Origin of the sequence: Microcoleus sp. B9-D4 (assembly GCF_036705105.1) — a bacterium.
GTDB lineage: Bacteria > Cyanobacteriota > Cyanobacteriia > Cyanobacteriales > Microcoleaceae > Microcoleus.
The window spans coordinates 29,947-50,567 of record NZ_JAUBTS010000038.1; the positions used below are offsets into that span (position 1 = coordinate 29,947).

Annotated in this window: 15 protein-coding genes; 7 read left to right on the forward strand and 8 right to left on the reverse strand. The window is 45.1% G+C overall.

Translation table 11 applies throughout. The features are described 5' to 3' along the window. Positions 1-46: 46 nt before the first annotated feature. A complete protein-coding gene (locus tag QUB24_RS21115; protein ID WP_333155194.1) occupies positions 47-778 on the reverse strand; it encodes a DUF305 domain-containing protein in 732 nt (243 codons plus the stop codon). Between the two features lie 319 nt (positions 779-1,097). On the opposite strand from QUB24_RS21115, the gene QUB24_RS21120 reads away from it, so the two are divergent. The 4 genes from QUB24_RS21120 (at position 1,098) to gloA (ending at position 4,558) form a co-directional block, all read left to right on the forward strand. Continuing rightward, a complete protein-coding gene (locus QUB24_RS21120; RefSeq protein WP_333155196.1) occupies positions 1,098-1,298 on the forward strand; it encodes a heavy-metal-associated domain-containing protein in 201 nt (66 codons plus the stop codon). A 165-nt stretch (positions 1,299-1,463) separates the two neighbouring features. Beyond that, the gene (locus tag QUB24_RS21125) at positions 1,464-3,719 is read left to right on the forward strand and encodes a heavy metal translocating P-type ATPase (RefSeq protein ID WP_333155198.1); all 2,256 of its coding nucleotides are present in this window, start codon (positions 1,464-1,466) and stop codon (positions 3,717-3,719) included. Positions 3,720-3,818: 99 nt separating this feature from the next. Beyond that, positions 3,819-4,055, forward strand: coding sequence for a hypothetical protein (locus tag QUB24_RS21130; protein ID WP_333155199.1), 237 nt, complete (start codon positions 3,819-3,821; stop codon positions 4,053-4,055). Positions 4,056-4,129: 74 nt separating this feature from the next. Then, positions 4,130-4,558: a lactoylglutathione lyase gene (gloA, locus tag QUB24_RS21135; protein WP_333155201.1), complete on the forward strand. Its 429-nt coding sequence runs from the start codon at positions 4,130-4,132 to the stop codon at positions 4,556-4,558. 79 nt (positions 4,559-4,637) lie between these two features. Here gloA and QUB24_RS21140 read toward each other — a convergent pair whose 3' ends face one another. From QUB24_RS21140 to QUB24_RS21150, 3 genes are all read right to left on the reverse strand, one after another. Beyond that, complete coding sequence (locus QUB24_RS21140) at positions 4,638-6,416, reverse strand: hypothetical protein (protein WP_333155203.1); 1,779 nt, start codon at positions 6,414-6,416, stop codon at positions 4,638-4,640. 281 nt (positions 6,417-6,697) lie between these two features. Then, on the reverse strand, positions 6,698-7,687 hold the full coding sequence (locus tag QUB24_RS21145; RefSeq protein ID WP_333155204.1) for a DUF459 domain-containing protein: 990 nt from the start codon (positions 7,685-7,687) through the stop codon (positions 6,698-6,700). A gap of 5 nt (positions 7,688-7,692) precedes the next feature. Then, positions 7,693-9,108, reverse strand: coding sequence for an MBOAT family O-acyltransferase (locus tag QUB24_RS21150; RefSeq protein ID WP_333155206.1), 1,416 nt, complete (start codon positions 9,106-9,108; stop codon positions 7,693-7,695). Positions 9,109-9,383: 275 nt separating this feature from the next. Between QUB24_RS21150 and QUB24_RS21155 the strand changes: the two genes are divergently transcribed. Next, positions 9,384-12,332, forward strand: coding sequence for an AAA family ATPase (locus QUB24_RS21155; RefSeq protein ID WP_333155207.1), 2,949 nt, complete (start codon positions 9,384-9,386; stop codon positions 12,330-12,332). A 99-nt stretch (positions 12,333-12,431) separates the two neighbouring features. On the opposite strand, the gene QUB24_RS21160 is transcribed toward QUB24_RS21155, so the two are convergent. Beyond that, complete coding sequence (locus QUB24_RS21160; protein WP_333155208.1) at positions 12,432-12,662, reverse strand: photosystem II protein, Psb35-related; 231 nt, start codon at positions 12,660-12,662, stop codon at positions 12,432-12,434. Between the two features lie 583 nt (positions 12,663-13,245). On the opposite strand from QUB24_RS21160, the gene treS reads away from it, so the two are divergent. Then, a complete protein-coding gene (treS, locus tag QUB24_RS21165) occupies positions 13,246-16,626 on the forward strand; it encodes a maltose alpha-D-glucosyltransferase (RefSeq protein WP_333155210.1) in 3,381 nt (1,126 codons plus the stop codon). 327 nt (positions 16,627-16,953) lie between these two features. Here the strand turns inward: treS and QUB24_RS21170 are convergent, their stop codons facing one another. Both QUB24_RS21170 and QUB24_RS21175 read right to left on the reverse strand, forming a co-directional pair. Continuing rightward, complete coding sequence (locus QUB24_RS21170) at positions 16,954-17,274, reverse strand: 2Fe-2S iron-sulfur cluster-binding protein (protein WP_333155211.1); 321 nt, start codon at positions 17,272-17,274, stop codon at positions 16,954-16,956. 112 nt (positions 17,275-17,386) lie between these two features. Further along, positions 17,387-18,034 (reverse strand): sigma-70 family RNA polymerase sigma factor, encoded by a 648-nt coding sequence (locus QUB24_RS21175; RefSeq protein ID WP_333155212.1) that lies wholly within the window; start codon positions 18,032-18,034, stop codon positions 17,387-17,389. 158 nt (positions 18,035-18,192) lie between these two features. Here QUB24_RS21175 and QUB24_RS21180 point away from each other — a divergent pair, with 158 nt between their 5' ends. Then, positions 18,193-18,657, forward strand: coding sequence for an RNase H family protein (locus QUB24_RS21180; RefSeq protein WP_333155214.1), 465 nt, complete (start codon positions 18,193-18,195; stop codon positions 18,655-18,657). Here the strand turns inward: QUB24_RS21180 and QUB24_RS21185 are convergent. Continuing rightward, a partial coding sequence (locus QUB24_RS21185; protein ID WP_333155215.1) for a hydantoinase B/oxoprolinase family protein occupies positions 18,654-20,621 on the reverse strand: 1,968 nt, incomplete at its 5' end. The genes QUB24_RS21180 and QUB24_RS21185 overlap by 4 nt on opposite strands.

A 20,621-nucleotide genomic window follows, 5' to 3' on the forward strand; every position in this document is an offset into this window, starting at 1 on the left:
CACTCATTTTCGTGATTTGGGTCACGTTTTGTTGAGGTGAGCTAAATTACTTTTTGTACCAAGCTTGCCGCCACTGTTTCATTTGCTCAATTTCTTGCTTTTGCGAAGTCAGAATTTCTTGAGACAATTTCTTCATTTCCGGGCGTTTTGACTTCTTCAAAGCATCTTGGGCCATCACTAAAGCTCCTTCGTGGTGAGGAATCATCGCATTGATAAATCGCAAGTCAAATTGGTCGTCAGCGGCCCCTAAATCCATGCTCATCATCATGCTTTGCATTTGTTCGGGAGTCATGGCCATCATGTGACCCATTGGAGCGTGATAAGCCATCGGCGTACTGCTGGCTTTGGGATACCAAGTTTTTCGCCACTCTTTCATTTGATTTATTTCGCGGTTTTGAGCAGCAATTATATCAGTGGCAAGTTTTTTCATTTCCGGGCGTTTGGATTGTTTAAGCACATCTTGAGCCATTTTTACAGCACCTTGATGGTGTACTGTCATGCCATCAATAAACCGCAAATCGTAGTCGGCATCAGCAGGGCCTAAATCCATTGACATATCGTGATTCATGCCATGATTCATGCCATGATTCATGCCACCCATGCCACCGCCTTGTACCACGTCTTGCTTGTTGTTTGCTTCGGTTGCAGCCTTAACATTTGGGGCGGGAGTTTCACTGGAAGGGGCATTTGAACAAGCTGCAAGCACTCCACTGGTAAAAGCGGCTGTGGCGGTCAACATCAGCGCTGCAAAGCCTGTTTTCAATGAAATTGGTTTCATAGAGCTTATATCCTTAAAATGGCCATTTATTTTCAGCTTTTCACATATAAATGAAATTAGGATGAAATTTTTGTGGCAAACTTGTAAAGAATTATTGCTGTGCTGTCGATCGCACTCAAAGTTAAGATTTACAGGACTCACAACCGAATTATGTAGGGTACACAGTGCGCGCCTTACCCATATCGGTAGCGTGTCAAACTACTTTTTTCATAATTCCTGATTTATTTTGCAATTCCCCTTGACTCTCCAGTCTACTGGAGACTTTACAATAAAGTTAATTCATTGATTGAGCAGAGTAGTTTCTGCTGAGGTTCAAATTATGACATTACAGCTAAAAGTGCCTAATATGGCTTGTTCTGCTTGTGCGACTACAATCACAAAAGCAGTCCAAGCTATTGACTCAGCCTCAACGGTTGAGGCGGATCTCAAGACAAAATTGGTCACGATTCAAACCGCTAAGTCAGAAAGTGAAGTTAGGAAAGCGATCGCATCTGCTGGCTATCCAACAAGTCAATTTTAGATTTTAGATTTTAGATTTTAGATTTACTTGCAGCTTTGAATCTGGGAGATTTAACAAGAGTCTAAAATTTTTGATTCTCCACGACAGGAGTACGTCGCCCGTTATCCGTTTTTAGGCGAGGTCATTTGAAGACAGAAGGTAACTTTATAAGTTAGGAGGGCATCTATGGACAATCTCACACTTACACTGCGGGGCATGAGTTGTGCTTCTTGTGCTTCCTCTATCGAACAAGCAATTCAATCTGTTCCCGGCGTAATTGAGTGTCAGGTAAATTTTGGGATGGAACAAGCAACCATCCAATACGACTCCAAGCAAACCAACTTAGAAACAATTCAATCGGCGGTTGATGATGCGGGATACCAAGCTTTGCCGCTTCAAGAAATGGCTGCGCCAGAGGATGATTCCGAACAAGCCGATCGCAAATCGGAATATCAAACCTTGCAGCGGAAACTCTGGACAGCAGGTATCATCAGCATCCTGCTAGTTGTGGGCTCTATTCCAGCGATGACCGGCTTGCACCTGCCATTTATTCCCGCATGGCTGCACAATTATTGGTTGCAATTAGTCCTGACATCACCCGTACAATTCTGGTGCGGCAAATCGTTTTATGTAGGAGCTTGGAAATCCCTAAAACGGCGGGTAGCAACAATGGATACCCTGATTGCTTTGGGTACGAGTGCTGCTTACTTTTATTCTGTATTTGTGACAGTTTTTCCCGGTTTATTCACGGCCCAAGGTTTGACTCCTAGTGTTTACTACGAAGTAGCCGCTAGCGTTATCGCCTTAATTTTGTTGGGGAAAACCCTAGAAAATCGGGCGAAGGGAGAGACTTCGGAGGCCATTCGCAAACTCATGGGTTTGCAAGCAAAAACTGCTCGGATAATTCGCAACGGGGAAGAGTTGGAAGTGCCGATCGCCCAAGTGGAAATTGGCGACATCGTGCAGGTGCGGCCGGGGGAGCAAATCCCCGTAGACGGAGATGTTATTGAAGGGGCTTCGACGGTAGACGAAGCAATGGTTACGGGAGAAAGTTTGGCTGTCAAAAAGCAGCTTGGCGACGAAGTTATCGGAGCCACAATTAACAAAACTGGCAGCTTCAAGTTTCGGGCGACCAGAGTTGGCAAAGATACATTTTTAGCTCAAATTGTCAAGATGGTGCAGGACGCACAGGGTTCAAAAGCACCGATTCAAAAGTTAGCAGACCAAGTAACTGGTTGGTTTGTTCCCGCAGTAATTGCCATCGCTTTAGCTACTTTTATTATCTGGTTTAACGCGACTGGAAATATCACTTTGGCAACCGTAACAATGGTGGAAGTGCTGATTATTGCCTGTCCCTGCGCTTTGGGTTTGGCGACTCCGACTGCTGTGATGGTGGGAACTGGGAAAGGTGCAGAAAATGGGATTTTAATTAAAGGAGCAGAGAGTTTAGAATTGGCTCACCAAATCCAAATTATCGTATTAGATAAAACTGGAACTCTCACCGAAGGTAAGCCGACTGTCACTGATTTTGTGACCATTAAAGGAACGGCGAACAGCAATGAGTTAAAGTTGCTGCAATTGGCGGCGTCTGTAGAACGAAATTCGGAGCATCCTTTGGGGGAAGCTGTTGTGAGGTACGCTCAATCTCAAGAGGTGAATTTGACGGATGTTAAGGATTTTGAGGCGATCGCGGGGAGTGGTGTTCGCGGGGTTGTAGGCGGAAAGTCGATCGCCCTGGGAACGGTGAGGTGGATGCAGGAACTCGGCTGCGATACTGAATATCTGGAACTGCGCGCGAGAGCTTTGGAAGCTGCGAGCAAAACGGTTGTTTGGATGGCTGTAGAAGGCAAAATAGAGGCAATTCTGGGCATTGCGGATGCTCTCAAACCGTCGTCAGCGCAGGCGGTGAAAGCACTTCAAAAACTGGGTTTGGAGGTGGCGATGCTGACGGGGGATAATCGCGCTACTGCGGAGTCGATCGCCCAATCCGTGGGCATTACGCGCATTTTTGCCGAAGTTAGACCCGACCAAAAAGCAGCTCAAATTCAAGCCCTGCAAGGGGAAGGAAAAATTGTCGCGATGGTGGGAGACGGGATTAATGATGCACCGGCTTTGGCCTTAGCAGACGTGGGAATTGCGATCGGCACCGGCACAGATGTGGCGATCGCAGCCAGCGACATTACCTTAATTTCAGGAGATTTGCAAGGCATAGTTACAGCAATTAAACTTTCCCGCGCCACCATGCGAAATATTCGCGAAAATCTGTTTTTTGCGTTTATTTATAACATCGCTGGCATACCGATTGCCGCTGGTATTTTGTACCCCATTTTTGGCTGGCTGCTAAATCCAATTATTGCCGGTGCAGCAATGGCTTTTAGTTCAGTCTCTGTACTTACTAATGCTTTGCGGTTGCGGAATTTTCACGCCAAATCTAGTGGCTAAATTAGGAGTTTCCCTAAAATTCCTGGTAGCCAAGGCGCACAATACCTCGATTTATTAACCAAAATCTCTTGCCTAAACTAGGATAAATTTTAATTAAAAATGTTGAACCAACGTCAAATCTTAGGAAGCCTCGGAAGTTTAGGAATTATGCTCGGAATTGCATCGGGAGTTCGAGGGAATCAAATATCAATCCCTCCTGCAAATTCAACCGCTAAATTTCGGCATATCGAACAGCCGTTAAGTTTAAAAATAGGCGTAACAGCAGGCGGATTGACCTTAATTGGTTTAGAATTATGGTGGTTTTTGTTCAGTAAAAAGCCAGCTAAAACCAGGTAAACTTTGCCGAGGCGGTTTTTTCCAGCAAGATATCGCTAAAATTGAGGAAGCTTAAAAAATTTGGAGTGAGCTAAATGCAACTACTACACACGATGCTCCGAGTCGGCAACCTGGAAGAGTCCCTCAAATTTTACACCGAGGTTCTGGGGATGAAATTACTGCGGCAAAAAGAGTATCCAGAGGGTAAATTTACTCTGGCTTTTGTTGGCTACGGCGACGAATCAGACACTACAGTTTTGGAGTTAACATACAACTGGGGCGTCACAGAGTACAATTTGGGGGATGCTTACGGTCATATTGCGATCGGCGTTGACGACATTTACGGTACTTGCGAAGAAATTAAAGCTCGCGGTGGTAAAGTTAGTCGCGAACCCGGCCCGATGAAGCACGGTTCAACAGTCATCGCTTTTGTGCAAGATCCAGATGGATATAAAGTTGAATTAATTCAACTGGCAAATCAAGGTAGCAACACCCAGAAAGTAGCAGCAACAACCGCATCTTAGAGTTCCTCCTCCTAGTCCTGGTAGGGTGCGTCAGAAACAAACTTTTTGAGTTAAGTTGAAACTCTGGTTCTGACGCACCCTACTGATTCGATCGCACCGACGGGACAAACTGTTGCAAATAAATTTTTTGCCACAATACAGAAAAACTGCTCCCTATTTGGCTTAAGCTATCAAATTGAGGAATTAATTTAGATTCTCGGCGCTGGTCTAAAGCAGCGAGCGCCGAAAAAAACACAGCTAATACTAACAAAAATACCACCATTACACTAAATAAAATAGTCCAATAAACTAGAAATTCCCTTGTGTAGCTGACCCCGAATATCCAGTTAATCACTAAATCCGATAAATACAAAAACAGCCCTACTGAAAACCCCACCCTGAATAATAGCCACGTCCACTTAAACATATCTGTTGCAGTCTTGCTATTTTTGGACGCAGAAAGTTCTAACTCTCTAATTTGGCTATTAATATTTGAGGTGATTTCATACACAGTATACTGCAAAGCATCTCTGATATAATTGAGTTCATTGTCGAGGTTTATGCACTGCTCGGAGGTACTTTTATCCAAGCTCAGGTTTTGGATTTTTTGGCGGTGCGCCGCCAGTTTATTGTCGAGAGTGTAATCCCATTTTTCCAGCCGATCTACAGTCAAATACAAAAGTTCTCTATTAGCATCTAACAAGCTCTGGCAATTTATGATTGACTTAACTAACTTGCTGAGATTGTTGATATGCTCCTCTAGAGTATTTTGGGATTCCCTTTGTTTAGCTGACAATAAACTTGCGAGTTCGACATCCCGATCGCCGCACAGCGACAAAGCCTCACCATACAAGTCGTCAATTTCCATTTTACCGAAATATAGTGACGCTTTGTACTCCTCAATTTCAGGAAGAGTCAGAGATTCTAAGGGCTGATATTTTACATTAAATTTATATACAAGCGCTGTCATAATCTGCGCCGATTTTCGGTCTAGCTGGTCTTTGTAAGGTTCTAAAATAATTGTAGCTAGATTTTTAACTCTCGCTTCCGGGTGGTGCAGGAACTCAAAAATTTTGGCAAGTATTTTGGAGAATTCCAAGTCATTAAAATTATTTTCTGCAACTTCCAAAAAGTTTGTTACCGCTGCATCGTTTTCGGCACTCAATTTGTACGGGCCCCTAAGTGCGATCGCCGCAAATACTCGATCGATCCAAAACAGATATTCCTCGCAATCCATTTGCAGGCTAGGCAGCAGCCAGCTAGGGCCGTACACCCAAAAATCGAGACAATTCTCATATTCCTTACCGCTGTCATTTCTGCTGCTGTCGTCCAAAGCAAATTTGTTGCTTGCTAATAGTTGAATTTGCTCTTCTACAACCTGCCGCTCAATTTCCCATGCATTGATTGTGAGATTTACACCACCTTCCTTGCCTTGCCCTTGCCCTGCTTCATTCGACCAAATTGACTTAATACTAACAGCCGCAGACCACCGAATTAAAGGATTCGCTCCCCCTCGTGCTTCCTGTTCTAACGCCGCCAGCAGATTTTTGCTAAAATTACTTGCTCTAGCCTTTCTCTCACTTGATATCAGCCCCTCTCGCACCTTCCCCAATGCCTGAATTGCCAAAGCGCGAAACAGCAAATTCGGATGCGGTTTTCTGACGGATGTGGGTATATTTTCTCTGAATATTCCGCTGTTAGGTACGCCCAAAACTTCAGCAAAAGGCTCGATCCCGCACTGTTGCAGGAATTTTTCAACTAGGTTTATTCTTTGCCAAGGTTGAGTATATTTAGTGAGAAGAAAGATTAGTGCTGTGCCGCTGCACCCCATTGACTCAGGGATGTTAGTGCGATCGAGTTTCCACAGATTGCTCGTCATAATTTGTCGCCATGACAATTGCTAGATATGGAGGCCGTTGTTGGATGCTGAATTCAGCATTACATTTACTGTGGCTTTTTGTCAATATTAGTCCTGGACGCATAGGGAATTTGAAACCTGGTTTACCGAGTAAATTTATTATAACTCAATCCTAGATTTTCCCGATAAACCTAGTTTATCAAGACCAATGTGCGTCCAGAACTAAATATATTATTTTGCATTGATCGGTGAAATGTCAAAAGTTTTGGTTGAGTTGAGTCCCGAAAACCAACCTACTATCGTCATTTCTTTGTCTGAGCTTTTAAGATTTTGTCGCTCACCATTTGGTCAACGATTAAGTCGCTGATAATTTGAGCTCCGTGGGATGTAAAGTGCAAGCCGTCATTATTTTTCACATAGCCTCGCTTACCCGATTTATTAGCAACTACTGGAACAAATTTTCCTCCTTGTGCAAAAGTGTCCCAAGTAGAAATAAATTCGATTTTGGATGAAGATTTGCTGGCAGTTTTATAAATATTGTTCATGATGGGAAAAGCTTTGAGATACGAAAATTTGTTAGGCATCGATTGACCGACCCAATAAACTTTTCTCACGGATGACGAATCAAGTAAATTGGCATATTTTTCAACTCTTTCTTGATAAGCTTTTTGCCATTCTTTGGTCATAATTTTCCAGCCTTTTCCTTGATAATCAATGATATTTTGACGGTCATTGGCTCCAAACAAAACTATCACTACATCCGGCTGGTAATTATTAATAATTTGTCTAGTTCTGGCATACCAATCATAATAATCTATCCGATTTAATCCTGTTGAGACCTTGTAGTCTATTTTCGTATCGGCGATATTATATTTTTTCTTAAGAGTGTACTGGAGTTGAATTCCTAAGTCGAACATTACGGAATCTCCAATAAATAAAAATCTTCGATAAGGTCTGGTCAGTTTAGGTTTAGCTGGGGTTGGTTTTTTAGCTGGGGTTGTTTTTTTAGCATTAGCAGGCTTTGGGGGTTTAACGGCTGCTTTTGTTTCGGTTTGAACAGGAGGAATTTCTGGTTTTTTGGGGAGGCTATCGAAGTTAATATCTTTAATTTTGCTCCAAAAATCTTGTTCGGATTTTCGGAAACCGTCTATTTCGATCTGGTCCGCGGCTTGTTTAATTTCTGCACTGGCGAAAGGAGTTGAAGCAAAGCTTTTTAGAAATAATGATAAGTTTGAAAATATTAAAGTGAGAATTACAGAAGTAACAATCAGCAAAAATTCCCGGTCTTTCATATTTCTTAGAAATTAAAGTAAATAAAAGGCGGCATGGTACTCGGCCCCAACATCAAGATAGTATACACGAGCAGTGAAACTAAGACAACCCGAAAGAAAATGTTTTTTAATGACAATACGGTTTGCAATAGTTGGGAGATGCGATCGCCCCACAAGTTGATCGCGCCAATGACTGCAATTACTAAATACAATTGCCAGAAGTTAAATTGAAAAGTTGCGACGACAGGATGGAAAATTCCTTCAAAAAAGCTCACCGCCGTTTCCCAGTTGGGAGTGCCGAAAAATACCCAGCTACAAGTAACAAAAGTAAATGTTAGCAGCCAACTGCAAAATTTAGCAAATCTGGGAAAGGCATAGTCTAATTTAAAGTGAATAGCTTGGGGGATATCTTTACATAAATGGTTGACAATTAATCCTAAACCGTGAATTGCTCCCCAGAAAATAAAGTTTAAACCTGCGCCGTGCCACAATCCACCGATCGCCATTGTCATCAGTAAATTTACGTACTTCCTCAACTTGCCGTATTTGTTGCCGCCAAAGGGAAAGTAAACGTAATCCCTCAGCCACTCGGAAAGACTGATGTGCCACCTTTTCCAAAATTCTTGCAGACTGAGCGATCGGTATGGCATATTAAAGTTGGCAATGGGTTTGAAACCCAGCAAACAGGAGATGCCGTTCGCTAAATCCGAGTACCCGCTGAAATCTACGTAAATTAGACAGGAATAGGAAATTGCCGCGAGGATTAAATCGATGCTGCTATACTGCTGCGGGACTTTGAATGGCAAGTCAGTGAAGTTAAACAAAAAGCTGGATAAAGTATATTTTTTGAAGAGTCCAGACAAAATCAAAACTATAACTTCTTCAATTTTATAGTCGTATTTTTCCGGTGAATTTAGCTGCCCGTAAAATTCGCGGGCTCGCGAGATTGGCCCGGAGGCAATTTGCGGAAAGTAGGTAATGTAGGCGGCATAGTCTACAAATTTCGGACAAGGGATTTTTTGCTGGTAGCAGTCGATTAAATGAGAAATCATTCTAAAAGTGTAGAAAGACACGCCGACGGGGGCGATTATTTGCAAAACTGGAAAGTCGGCTGGAATTTGTAGCTGGTTCAGTACCTCAAATAAAGAAGTTACAAAGAAGTTGCAATATTTAAAGATGCCGAGATAGCCAATGTTTAAAATTAGACCGGAGATTAAAGCAAGTTTTTTATATTTACTCTTGCAGAGAACCCGGAGAATGATATAATTGTAGACTGTAGAGAAAATCAGGAGCAAGAGAAAGTCAAAGCTCCAAAAGGAATAAAATAATAAACTCGAAACTAACAAGACAATTTTATACAAATCGACTTGGGGTTTCACAGAGACGATCAGGCTAAAAATAATTAGGAAAAATACTAAAAATTGGTAAGTGGGAAATAGCATAAATCTCAGCCAATAAAAAATCTTGTTTCTGGCAATATTTTTATAAGTACGGCCAGCGAACCTATCCCGAAGGGAATCGCCAGAGTCGGTCTGAACGCACCAAATTTCGGGGTGGATTGCGGAGTGTAAGCTTTTGCAACACGTCAATTAGGTCACAACTTCCGCCCTAGTTAACCGCACTCATAAATTCATAATCCTGTTTAAAGATTATGATGGTTGTGAGACGATGTATTAACGGATAACAACAGGAATCCCCTTGATTGCGAGGAACCAACGTGCAGCCAACAGACCCTAGCAAATTTACAGATCAAGCCTGGGAAGCCATTGTCAAATCCCAGGATGTAGCCCGCCGCTTTGCCAATCAGCAGCTAGAGGTTGAACATTTAGCGATCGCCATTCTCGAACAGCTTGCGACAGCAAACACCATTCTCAGCTTGGCTGGGGTAGATGTCACCCGCTTGGCCCAACAGTTAGATGCTTTTGCCAAACGACAGCCCAGAGTTGCCAACGCTGACCAACTATACCTCGGCCGCGGCTTAGAAGTGATGTTAGATGTTGCCGAGGCCACCAGGGCGACTTGGCAAGATAATTTTATCGCGGTTGAACATTTATTAATTGGCTTAGTAGAAGACGAACGAGTCGGCCGCAGGTTGCTGACAAAAGGCGACGGGCCGCCGGGCCGCCCCGGTTACGATCGCAAACCCCCAGCCGGTACGATCGATCGACCAAAACTCGAAGAAGCCATCAAATCTTTCCGCGCCACTGCTAAAGCCCAAGAAAAAAATTCCGAAACGAAAGGCAGCCGCAGCAACGCTAAAGCCCAAGATCAAGATGGGGAAGCTAACTCCGACGCCCTCAGCAAGTACGGCCGCGATTTGACAGAAGCCGCCAAAGCCGGCAAACTCGACCCAGTAATCGGCCGCGACGAGGAAATCCGCCGCGTGGTACAAGTTCTTTCCCGCCGCCAAAAAAACAATCCAGTGTTAATTGGCGATCCCGGAGTCGGAAAAACAGCGATCGCCGAAGGTTTAGCCCAACGAATTGTCAACGGCGACGTACCCGAATCTTTGAAAAATCGCCAGCTATTTAGCCTCGACATGGGCAGTTTAATTGCTGGGGCAAAATTCCGGGGCGAATTTGAAGAACGATTGCGATCTGTATTGCGGGAAGTCATCGATTCCGACGGGCAAATTGTCCTATTTATTGACGAATTGCACACGGTTGTAGGCACTGGTGGCGGTGGCAGTTCCGGTTCGGGAATGGATGCGGGAAATTTGTTAAAACCCATGTTGGCGAGAGGCGAATTACGCTGCATCGGCGCTACAACTCTCGACGAATTCCGCAAGAATATTGAAAAAGATCCAGCCCTGGAACGCCGCTTTCAACAAGTATTTGTCGGCGAGCCCAGCGTTGAAGATACTGTTTCGATTTTGCGCGGATTGAAAGACCGTTACGAACGCCACCACGGGGTAAAAATTACTGATTCGGCCCTGGTAGCTGCTGCAACTCTGTCTTTTCGCTATATTTCCGATCGCTTTTTGCCAGACAAGGCGATCGACCTCGTAGATGAAGCGGCCGCCCACTTGAAAATGGAGATTACCTCTAAACCTGTGGAATTGGAAGGCATTGACCGCCGGGTGATGCAGTTGGAAATGGAAAAATTGTCGATCGAAGGCGAAGGAAAAGGTGCTCTAGCCCCTGGACTAGGCTTCCGCGTCGAACGCATCACATCTGAGATTGACATTTTAAAAGTTAAGCAGGAAAAATTGTCCTCTCAGTGGTTGGGCGAAAAGCAGTTGTTGGATGCAATCAATAAATTGAAAGCAGAAGAAGACCAACTGCGAGTCCAAATCGAACAAGCAGAAAGGGCTTACGATTTGAATAAAGCCGCACAGTTAAAGTATGGCAAGTTGGAAACTGCGGTGCGCGATCGGGAAGCCAAAGAAGCGGAACTTTTGAAACAGCAAGCTCAAGGTTCTTCCCTGCTGCGCGAAAAAGTTACTGAGGGCGATATTGCGGAAATTGTCGCTAAATGGACGGGCATTCCGGTTAACCGGTTGTTAGAGTCCGAACGCCAAAAATTGCTGCAATTGGAAAAACACTTGCACCAAAAAGTCATCGGTCAAGAGGAAGCTGTAACAGCCGTGGCAGCGGCAATTCGGCGCGCTAGGGCGGGCATGAAAGATCCGGGGAGGCCGATCGGCTCTTTCTTGTTTATGGGCCCCACAGGCGTCGGAAAAACTGAGTTAGCGCGGGCGTTGGCGGAGTTTTTGTTTGACAGCGATGATGCGATCGTCCGCATCGATATGTCGGAATACATGGAGAAGCACAGCGTTTCCCGGTTGGTAGGAGCTCCTCCCGGATATGTCGGTTACGATGAAGGGGGACAACTTTCCGAAGCAGTGCGGAGACATCCTTATTCGGTAGTGCTGTTTGACGAAGTGGAAAAAGCGCACCCGGACGTATTTAACATTTTGCTGCAAGTGTTGGATGACGGCAGAATTACCGATTCTCAAGGTCGAGTGGTTGACTTTAGAAATACCGTAATTGTGATGACTAGCAATATCGGCAGTGACCACATTTTAGACGTGTTTACTAAGAAGGAAAAAACCGTCAAAAAACCTGCTAGTCGGAAGCAGGAAACGAAAGATTTGTCAAGTCAAAAGACAGATTATAAAGTGGCTGCCGACGGTACTGTTGAGGTGTCGGCCGAGCGAGTCGATGTTGATACTGTAAGTAAGAGTGAAAACAAGACTGAAAACAAGAGTGAAAATGAAAATTTATTGACTCAAGAACGGGAGACAGACCAAGAGTACGAACAGATGTTAAAACGGGTGATGACAGCGCTGCGATCGCACTTCCGGCCTGAATTTCTCAATCGGGTGGACGAGATAATTTTGTTCCACACTTTGAGCAAGGTCGAACTGCGGCAAATTGTCAGCATTCAAGTGAAGCGGATCGAGCGTTTGTTGGCCGAGCAAAAAATTACTTTGGAACTGTCCGATGCGGCGAAAAACCATATCACAGATGTCGGTTACGACCCGGTTTACGGCGCTCGTCCCTTGAAACGCGCTATCCAGCGGGAGCTGGAAAACCCGCTGGCTAACAAGATTCTGGAAAATGCGTTTGTGGAGGGTGATACAATTGCGATCGACTGTGAAAATAACACTTTGCAATTTCGCAAAAAAGATTCTCGCCCAGCGCTGACAGGTAAGAGTTTGTAGTTGCCGAATAGTTAGGAACAGGCAAGATGCCTGTTCCACAAACCATCAATTCTCTTGTGGAACAGGCATCTTGCCTGTTATTGAAAATGGTGAAATATATCAAGAATTAGACATGGTGCGGCTGCCATAGGCATCCATGCTGTAGGCAGGAACGCGAACGCGGTAGTCAACTTCTGTTCCCGTCACTGATTTTGCCAGTTGTTCAAAAGATTCATCGTTCCAATTCCGCTCGTGGATGGGCTTTGACTGTTCTCCGAGGAAATATGCTTGAGTGCCAATTACTGAGGCTGCGACCCAACCGACGATTAAAAGAGCGATTACAATAGCCATATTTGCTTTTTCCTTAACTTTTGTTGCTTTATGTAAACTAATGTAACGAAAGTTTGTAATAAACGTCAAGGTACTGTAATGTCGTGGCAACCGTCCGGTGGGTAGTAAATACCGCACCTAATCCTGAGTCTGTAGGGTGTGCTTAGTGTCAACAAGGACTCGATCCCCCCTAGCCAACCCCTACTCCCCTTAATAAAGGGGGGGCAAGAGTGTTCTCAAAGTCAACCCCTACTCCCCTTATCAAGGGGGATTTAGGGGGATCTAGACTGGGCTACCAGTGAGAGATACAGAGGGGTTTCAGGCTTAAGTTGACACGCCTTGGTAGGGTGGGCACCGCGCATCGGTAGCTAGCACAGTACCCGGATTGTGAACTGTATCCGAAATAGCAAAACAGATTGTTGAGACTTTATAGTTAAGAAATTATAAGTTTTGCGTTCATAAATTACGATTAAAAGTCTGCCGCTGGCATGAGGAATAGCGGCCAAATTATAAGTTATGATTTATCGGTTTGGATTGGAACTAACAAATCCCAATTACCAAATTTTAAGTACAAATTACTAATTACCAATCATCGCTACAAATCATGGCAAACTCAATGTTAAATGACGACCCCTTGTGGTTCAAAGACGCGATTATTTACGAAGTACCAGTTCGGGCTTTTGCCGACAGCAATGCAGACGGCATCGGCGACTTTAGAGGACTGACAGAAAAACTGGATTACCTGCAAAACTTGGGAGTAACAGCAATTTGGGTACTGCCATTTTTTCCCTCGCCGCTCCGAGACGACGGCTACGATACATCTCACTATACTACCGTCAACCCGATTTACGGCACATTAGATGACTTTAAAGACCTTTTAGAAGCAGCGCACCAACGGGGAATTAGGGTCATTATTGAGTTAATTGTTAACCACACTTCCGACCAGCACGCTTGGTTTCAGCGAGCGCGCCGCGCCCCGAAAGGCAGTAACGAAAGAGATTTTTATGTGTGGAGCGACACGCCGGAAAAATATCAAGATGCTCGGATTATTTTCCAAGATTTTGAAACATCTAATTGGGCGTGGGATTCTGTAGCAAAAGCTTATTACTGGCACCGTTTTTATTCCCACCAACCGGATTTGAATTACGACAATCCTGCCGTCCGCCAAGCCATCTTAGATGTGGTAGATTTCTGGTTGGCACTGGGAGTAGACGGACTGCGGATGGATGCGGTGCCTTACCTGTACGAGCGCGAAGGTACTAATTGCGAAAACCTGCCAGAAACTCACGTATTCCTGAAGCAATTGCGGAAGCACGTAGATGAGAAATTCCCGAACCGGATGCTGCTGGCTGAGGCGAATCAGTGGCCGGAGGATGCGGTTGAATATTACGCGGCTGGCGATGAATGTCACATGAATTTTCATTTTCCCCTGATGCCGCGTTTATTTATGGCTTTGCATATGGAAGATAGCTTCCCAATTAGCGACATTCTCCAGCAAACTCCACATATTCCCAATAACTGTCAGTGGGCATTATTTTTGCGGAATCACGATGAATTGACGCTGGAAATGGTGAGTGATGAAGACCGAGATTATATGTATCGGGTTTACGCTCAAGATACTCAGGCGAGAATTAATTTGGGCATCCGCCGCCGCTTGGCTCCTTTGATGGGAAATAACCGCCGCCGTATCGAGTTGATGAATGCTTTGCTGCTGTCTCTTCCGGGTACGCCGGTGCTTTACTACGGCGATGAAATTGGCATGGGAGACAATATCTATTTGGGCGATCGCAACGGGGTAAGAACTCCGATGCAGTGGAGCGGCGATCGCAATGCCGGTTTTAGTCGCGCGAACCCGCAGCGCCTGTACGCACCGCCAATTGTTGACCCTGAATATCACTACGAATCTGTTAACGTGGACGCGCAGCGGGCGAATCCGAGTTCTCTGTGGTGGTGGATGAAACGCCTGATTGCAATTAGGCAGCGCTTCCAAGCATTCGGCCGCGGAACTTGCGAGTTTCTGTACCCGGAAAACCGCAAAGTTTTAGCTTTTGTACGTACTTATCAAGACGAACACATCCTCGTAGTGGCTAATTTGTCACGCTTCGTCCAGACGGCAGAATTAGACCTGGCGCCCTTTAAAGGTGCTGTTCCGGTGGAGATTTTCGGCCGCACGGAGTTTCCTGCTGTTGGCGAGAATCCTTACTTTTTGAGTTTGAGTCCTCACACGTTTTACTGGTTTACTCTTACTGTTAAACACGAAGATTTTTCGCTGCACGGTGTGCCCACAGACTTGCCTACTTTGGCGGTCATAGGTAATTGGAAAACTGCTTTTGCTACAAGTCAGTTAAGCGATATGCTGCTTAATCTTTTGCCGGGATACTTGCGGCGTAATCGCTGGTTTAGCGGTTCAGATCGGACAATTCAATCTTTAGAAATAAGTGAGGTTGTACCGATTGAATGTAAAGATAGCGCGGGAGAGGAATCTCAAGTTTACATTCTGTTTTTGCAGTTGAATTATACTGAAGGTATGCCGGAAACTTACGTTTTGCCTTTAGGTTGGGAAGAGATTAAAGGCGATGTGGACGATCGGGCGATCGCGCGCCTGCACTTCCCAGAAACCAAAAAGGAAATCGGGGTACTATTTGATGCTGCTGGGGAAAAAGGTTTTCTGAGCGCGCTGCTGGGGGCGATCGCCAATTCTCGCAGTTACAGAGGATCTGCAGGTCAACTGCTAGGAATTGCCGACAGTTCATTCAACTCCGAACAAGATTTATCGCAGCTCGATCCTCACCTGTTCAAAAAAGAACAAAGCAATACATCCGCAGGTTACGGCGACCGCTTCGTCCTGAAAATATTGCGAAAAATCGAGGAAGGAATTAACCCCGAATTAGAAATCGGACGCTTTTTAACAGAGCGCAACTCGATCCAACACTACGCTCCAATTGCCGGAGCATTGGAATATCACACACCAGCAAAACAAGTCCTTACAGTCGGAATCCTACAAAAATTAATCCCCGACAGCGTAGATGCTTGGTCTTATACATTAGACACACTGCGCGACTATTTCGAGCAAGTAATGACAGTAGAAGCAAAGCATTCCGGCGAGAATTTATCTACTGCCCCCGAAAATTATTTGCCGAACGCTTTGACCGGACAAACCCAGCGGCAGCAAAACTCGCTAGTAGCCGATTTATCCCTAGAAATTCCGGCATTAGCTCGCGAACTCATCGGCTCTTACTTAGCATCAGCCGAACTTTTAGGTAAGCGGACAGCCGAACTTCACCTCACTTTAGCTTCTGACATAGAAAATCCCGCTTTTGCCCCAGAAAGCTTTACCTCGTTTTACCAGCGTTCCATCTATCAATACATGAGAAATCTGGCAGGAAGAACTTTGCTGGAGCTGAAAAAACGGCTGTCCAAACTGCCGCCAGAAGTACAAAAATCGGCGCAAAAGCTCCTCAACCGCGAAGATTTGCTCATGGAACGTTTCAAGTCTATTTTGAACTTGAGAATCACGGCCGATAGAATTCGCTGTCACGGGGACTTTCATTTTGGGCAAGTTCTTTATACAGGCAAAGACTTCGTAATTATTGATTTCGGAGGAGAACGCGATCGACCCTTAAGCGAGCGGCGGATGAAGAGGTCGCCCCTGCGAGATGTTGCGGGAATGCTGCAATCTTTGAGTTACGCTGTTACTTTGGCACTCCGCAATGAAGTAGAAAGTGGCATGATTCGCCCTGAAAATCTCCCGGAGATGCAGCAGTGGGCGAACGTTTGGCACCGCTGGGTCAGCCTAACTTTTGTCAAGAGTTATTTGGCGACTGCAGCCGATGCAAGTTTCTTGCCCAAATCTATACCGGAACTACAAGTTTTGCTGGATGCTTACATTTTGGAAAAAGCGGTTGCCGAGCTAGCCTACGAACTCAATTACCGCTTAGATTTCGCGGAAATTCCGCTTCAGCGGATTCTACAATTGCTGAATTAATAAGGGCGGGTTTATCTATACTCGTTAGGGTGCGTGACTTTTTAGTTCCTCAATTAACAGCGAGATGCTGGAAAGTCACGCACCTTACATGACACCAAATCTGGTTTGATAAGGATTTGAGATCATGTCCGATCGAGTGACCGCGATGAAAAGGGCGGGTTTTTGAGATTGTCAATTATGGGCAGATATTTTTTGTTAACCCGCCCCTACCGTATTAGCGGTAATCGACGGGACATAATATGACTGGCGAATATAATTCGCTCTTCTACAAAGAAATTTCGCGCCCAGCGAGGCTAGAATAAAAGATGGTAAAAAACTGATTTTTTATTACTTAAAATAAAGGGCGGCTTGATATAAAACTTGTTCTTGATGAGTTAACAAAGTGCAGTCAGAAAGCGGGTAAGCCACACAAGTAACAGCGTAGCCAGCTTGCACTTCTGAGGGCTTCAAAAACTTTTGTTCGCTTTGGTCGATTTCACCGCTCAGCAGTTTGACAACGCAAGCAGAACACTCTCCTTGCTTGCATCCATTCGGCAAGCGGATGCCGGCATCTTCTGCCATATCTAAGATATACTGGTCGTCTGGTACTGCGATCGTGCGATCGAGCGCGAGAGCCTCATTCACCAACCGAACTTGATAAACTGCCATTTTTTCCTTATTCCTCGCAAAAGGGCGGGTTTACGATGCTGTTAGTCCTAGCAAATATTTCCGGTAAAACCCGCCCATACAAATAGAAAGGGCGGATTTATATCGTGTATATCTAGACAAGTGCTTCTTGATAATCGAGATTTTCATCTAGATAAATAGCCCGAATATCCTCCGGCAAGTTTGATTCTAAACTTTGATATCCTTTTTGCAGCAAAGCCTTTACCTGAGCGGGCGAAATAGCTTCGCCTTCTGCTTGTAAATAAGCTGCAATTCGAGTTTCGCTCCAGCGGAAAGTCTGAGCCATCAACACGACTAAACGCGGCAGTGGCGCTAACAATTCTAAGGCTTGTTTGACGTAACACCACAGGGGAGGCGGAGCCGATTGCAAAGAGTAGTGAATCGACTCAACAGGGGGCAATTCGGCTTGATTTATGCAGACTGCCGTGACATTAATCAGCCAGTTTTGGAGACTGAGATTTTCGCCATCAGACTCTTGGATTTCGCGACGCAAATCGAGGCCTCGGAGTTCGTGATAGATGTGCAGCCAAGTGTGGGCAAACAGGTAATCGCCTTGTACGGGCGATCGCACGGAATGGCGAATCAGGGAGTGTACAATTTGAGCGTAGCGGCAAAAAATCGCCGTGAAAAAGCGACCCTGATCGGGATGGTTTTGAAACAGAGTCAATAATTCCTGGTCGCTGTGATGGAACAAGGATTTGACCACAGGATGGTTGAGTTCGGAAAAATTAGGTGTTTGCACAATTGTTCTGTAACGGTTTTGGTAATAAATGCTGGTGCAGCCCGATTCTACAACACGATATACATTTGAGGCAAGTGCTTTAAAATTATGTTGATACTTAAGTCAATTAATTATATAATATCGCCAAATGTTTATATTCCATGAAGGAGTCCAGAAGCATGAGCAACTTGAAACAAGTTAGCATCTATACTCGCGGTATAACTACGCCGAGCGGTGCTGGTGGATATGGGGCAATCTTGCTGTATGAAAATCATCGCAAGGAACTATCCGGCGGATTTCAGTTAACTACACACCATCGTATGGATATTATTGCTGCAATTGAAGGTCTGAAAGCACTCAAAACAAGATGTAAAGTGACGCTGTACAATAACAACGGCTACCTTGTAGATGCTATTGCCAACAATTGGGCGCTGCGCTGGCAAGCTAATAACTGGAAAAATAGCGAACACAAACCTACTGCTAACGTAGATTTGTGGGAGCAATTACTCCAATTCTGTTCGCAACACGACGTTGAGTTTATTAGGCTTAAGCAATCTGCGGGCAACCAAGAGTATAAACGCTGCAATTATATTTGCAGACAAGCAGCCAATCAACAAAACTTACCAGCAGATGAAGGTTATTAACGGTGAATCCCGCTAGGAAAACCATATCCTCCGCCCCCCGGAGTCTCAATTACAAACACATCCCCAGACTGCATTTTTACAGTCGCCGTACTCCCCAATTCCTCAACTTTTCCATCAACCCTTTCAACATAATTCCGCCCAACTTTCCCAGCTTCCCCCCCATTCAAACCGCAAGGAGAAATCACCCGCCTCCCCGATAAAATACCAGCAGTCATCGCCTCCCGAAACCGCACTCGCCGCACCACGCCGTTACCCCCGCGATGAGATCCATTCCCCCCGCTATTAGCCCGAATTTCAAAACTTTCTAACAACACCGGAAAGCGCCATTCTAATACTTCTGGGTCAGTTAAACGCGAATTAGTCATGTGAGTTTGTACCGCATCAGTACCGTCAAAATCTGGCCCCGCGCCCGAACCGCCGCAAATAGTTTCATAATATTGATAGCGCTGATTCCCAAAGGTAAAATTATTCATAGTTCCCTGAGAAGCCGCCATCACTCCCAAAGCACAATACAAAGCATCGGTAATATTCTGCGATGTTTCCACATTTCCGGCAACTACCGCCGCTGGATAGCGAGGATTCAGCATACAGCCTTCGGGATTGATGATTTCGAGAGGTTTCAAACAGCCCGCATTGAGAGGAATATCGTCATCTACCAAGGTGCGGAAAACATACAAAACAGCGGCTTTGCACACGGCTGCGGGAGCATTAAAATTGTTGGTTTGTTGAGCAGAAGTGCCAGTAAAATCTATTTTTGCACTGCGCGCCGATTTGTCAATTGTAATTGCTACCTTAATTTGTCCGCCACTATCCATCGGATAAGTAAATTCGCCATCACTCAAAACCTTAATTACCCGCCGCACCGACTCTTCCGCATTGTCTTGTACGAAGCCCATATAAGCTTGCACAGTCTCTAATCCATAATGTTCTACCATCTTGATCAACTCTTCTGCGCCGCGCTTGTTAGCAGCAATTTGTGCTTGCAAATCGGCTATATTTTGAGCGGAATTGCGAACAGAAAAATTCCCCGCTGTCAGAATCTCTAGTAATTCTTTTTCTCGAAAATTGCCCTCACTTACTAACAGGAAATTGTCAAGCAATACACCTTCTTCAGTTACTGTTGTACTGTTAGGAGGCATGGAACCGGGAGTAATGCCGCCGATGTCGGCGTGGTGTCCCCGCGAGGCAACATAAAACAAAGGAAGGGAGGAATCACGATCGAATACTGGAGTAATAACAGTGATATCTGGTAAATGTGTGCCGCCGTTGTAGGGATTGTTAGAAACATAAACATCACCCGGTTGAATCGCATTGCCTTGTGCTAAAATTAAAGCTTCAACGCTTTCGCTCATCGATCCCAGATGTACGGGAATGTGCGGCGCGTTGGCAACTAATTGCCCGTTTTGGTCGAAAATTGCACAGGAAAAGTCGAGACGTTCTTTGATGTTGACTGAGGAACTTGTGTTTTGTAATGTGACGCCCATTTGTTCCGCGATCGCCCGAAACAAATTATTAAAGATTTCCAGCAAAACTGGATCTGATTTAACCGCAGATAAACCCAAATGAACGCGGCTATTATCTGCCTCCATCTGCGTGCATCTGCGGTTCAAAATTAGATCGTTTCTTTCTGTTAATACAGCTTCCCAGCCCGGTTCTATGATATTAGTTCCCGTAGCTTCAACAATCATAGCAGGGCCTTCTATGCAGTCGCCCGATCGCAAATCCTCTCTCTGATAAACAGGCGTTTCCCGCCACCCGCCAGCCACATAGGTTTGCACCGTTGAAAGTGGTTGCACAGGCAAGATGCCTGTGCCACAAGAGGGGGAAATTGTGGATGCTTCCGGCACATCCATTGTCGGCAAAAGTGGTTGCACAGGCAAGATGCCCGTGCCACAAGAGGGGGAAATTGTGGATGCTTCCGGCACATCCATTGTCGGCAAAAGTGGTTGCACAGGCAAGATGCC

Excerpts from the sequence above, each read along its gene's own strand:
- QUB24_RS21115 (WP_333155194.1), bottom strand. The coding sequence starts at position 778 with ATGAAACCAATTTCATTGAAAACAGGCTTTGCAGCGCTGATGTTGACC.
- QUB24_RS21120 (WP_333155196.1), top strand. The coding sequence starts at position 1,098 with ATGACATTACAGCTAAAAGTGCCTAATATGGCTTGTTCTGCTTGTGCG.
- QUB24_RS21125 (WP_333155198.1), top strand. The coding sequence starts at position 1,464 with ATGGACAATCTCACACTTACACTGCGGGGCATGAGTTGTGCTTCTTGT.
- QUB24_RS21130 (WP_333155199.1), top strand. The coding sequence starts at position 3,819 with ATGTTGAACCAACGTCAAATCTTAGGAAGCCTCGGAAGTTTAGGAATT.
- gloA (WP_333155201.1), top strand. The coding sequence starts at position 4,130 with ATGCAACTACTACACACGATGCTCCGAGTCGGCAACCTGGAAGAGTCC.
- QUB24_RS21140 (WP_333155203.1), bottom strand. The coding sequence starts at position 6,416 with ATGACGAGCAATCTGTGGAAACTCGATCGCACTAACATCCCTGAGTCA.
- QUB24_RS21145 (WP_333155204.1), bottom strand. The coding sequence starts at position 7,687 with ATGAAAGACCGGGAATTTTTGCTGATTGTTACTTCTGTAATTCTCACT.
- QUB24_RS21150 (WP_333155206.1), bottom strand. The coding sequence starts at position 9,108 with ATGCTATTTCCCACTTACCAATTTTTAGTATTTTTCCTAATTATTTTT.
- QUB24_RS21160 (WP_333155208.1), bottom strand. The coding sequence starts at position 12,662 with ATGGCTATTGTAATCGCTCTTTTAATCGTCGGTTGGGTCGCAGCCTCA.
- treS (WP_333155210.1), top strand. The coding sequence starts at position 13,246 with ATGGCAAACTCAATGTTAAATGACGACCCCTTGTGGTTCAAAGACGCG.
- QUB24_RS21170 (WP_333155211.1), bottom strand. The coding sequence starts at position 17,274 with ATGGCAGTTTATCAAGTTCGGTTGGTGAATGAGGCTCTCGCGCTCGAT.
- QUB24_RS21180 (WP_333155214.1), top strand. The coding sequence starts at position 18,193 with ATGAGCAACTTGAAACAAGTTAGCATCTATACTCGCGGTATAACTACG.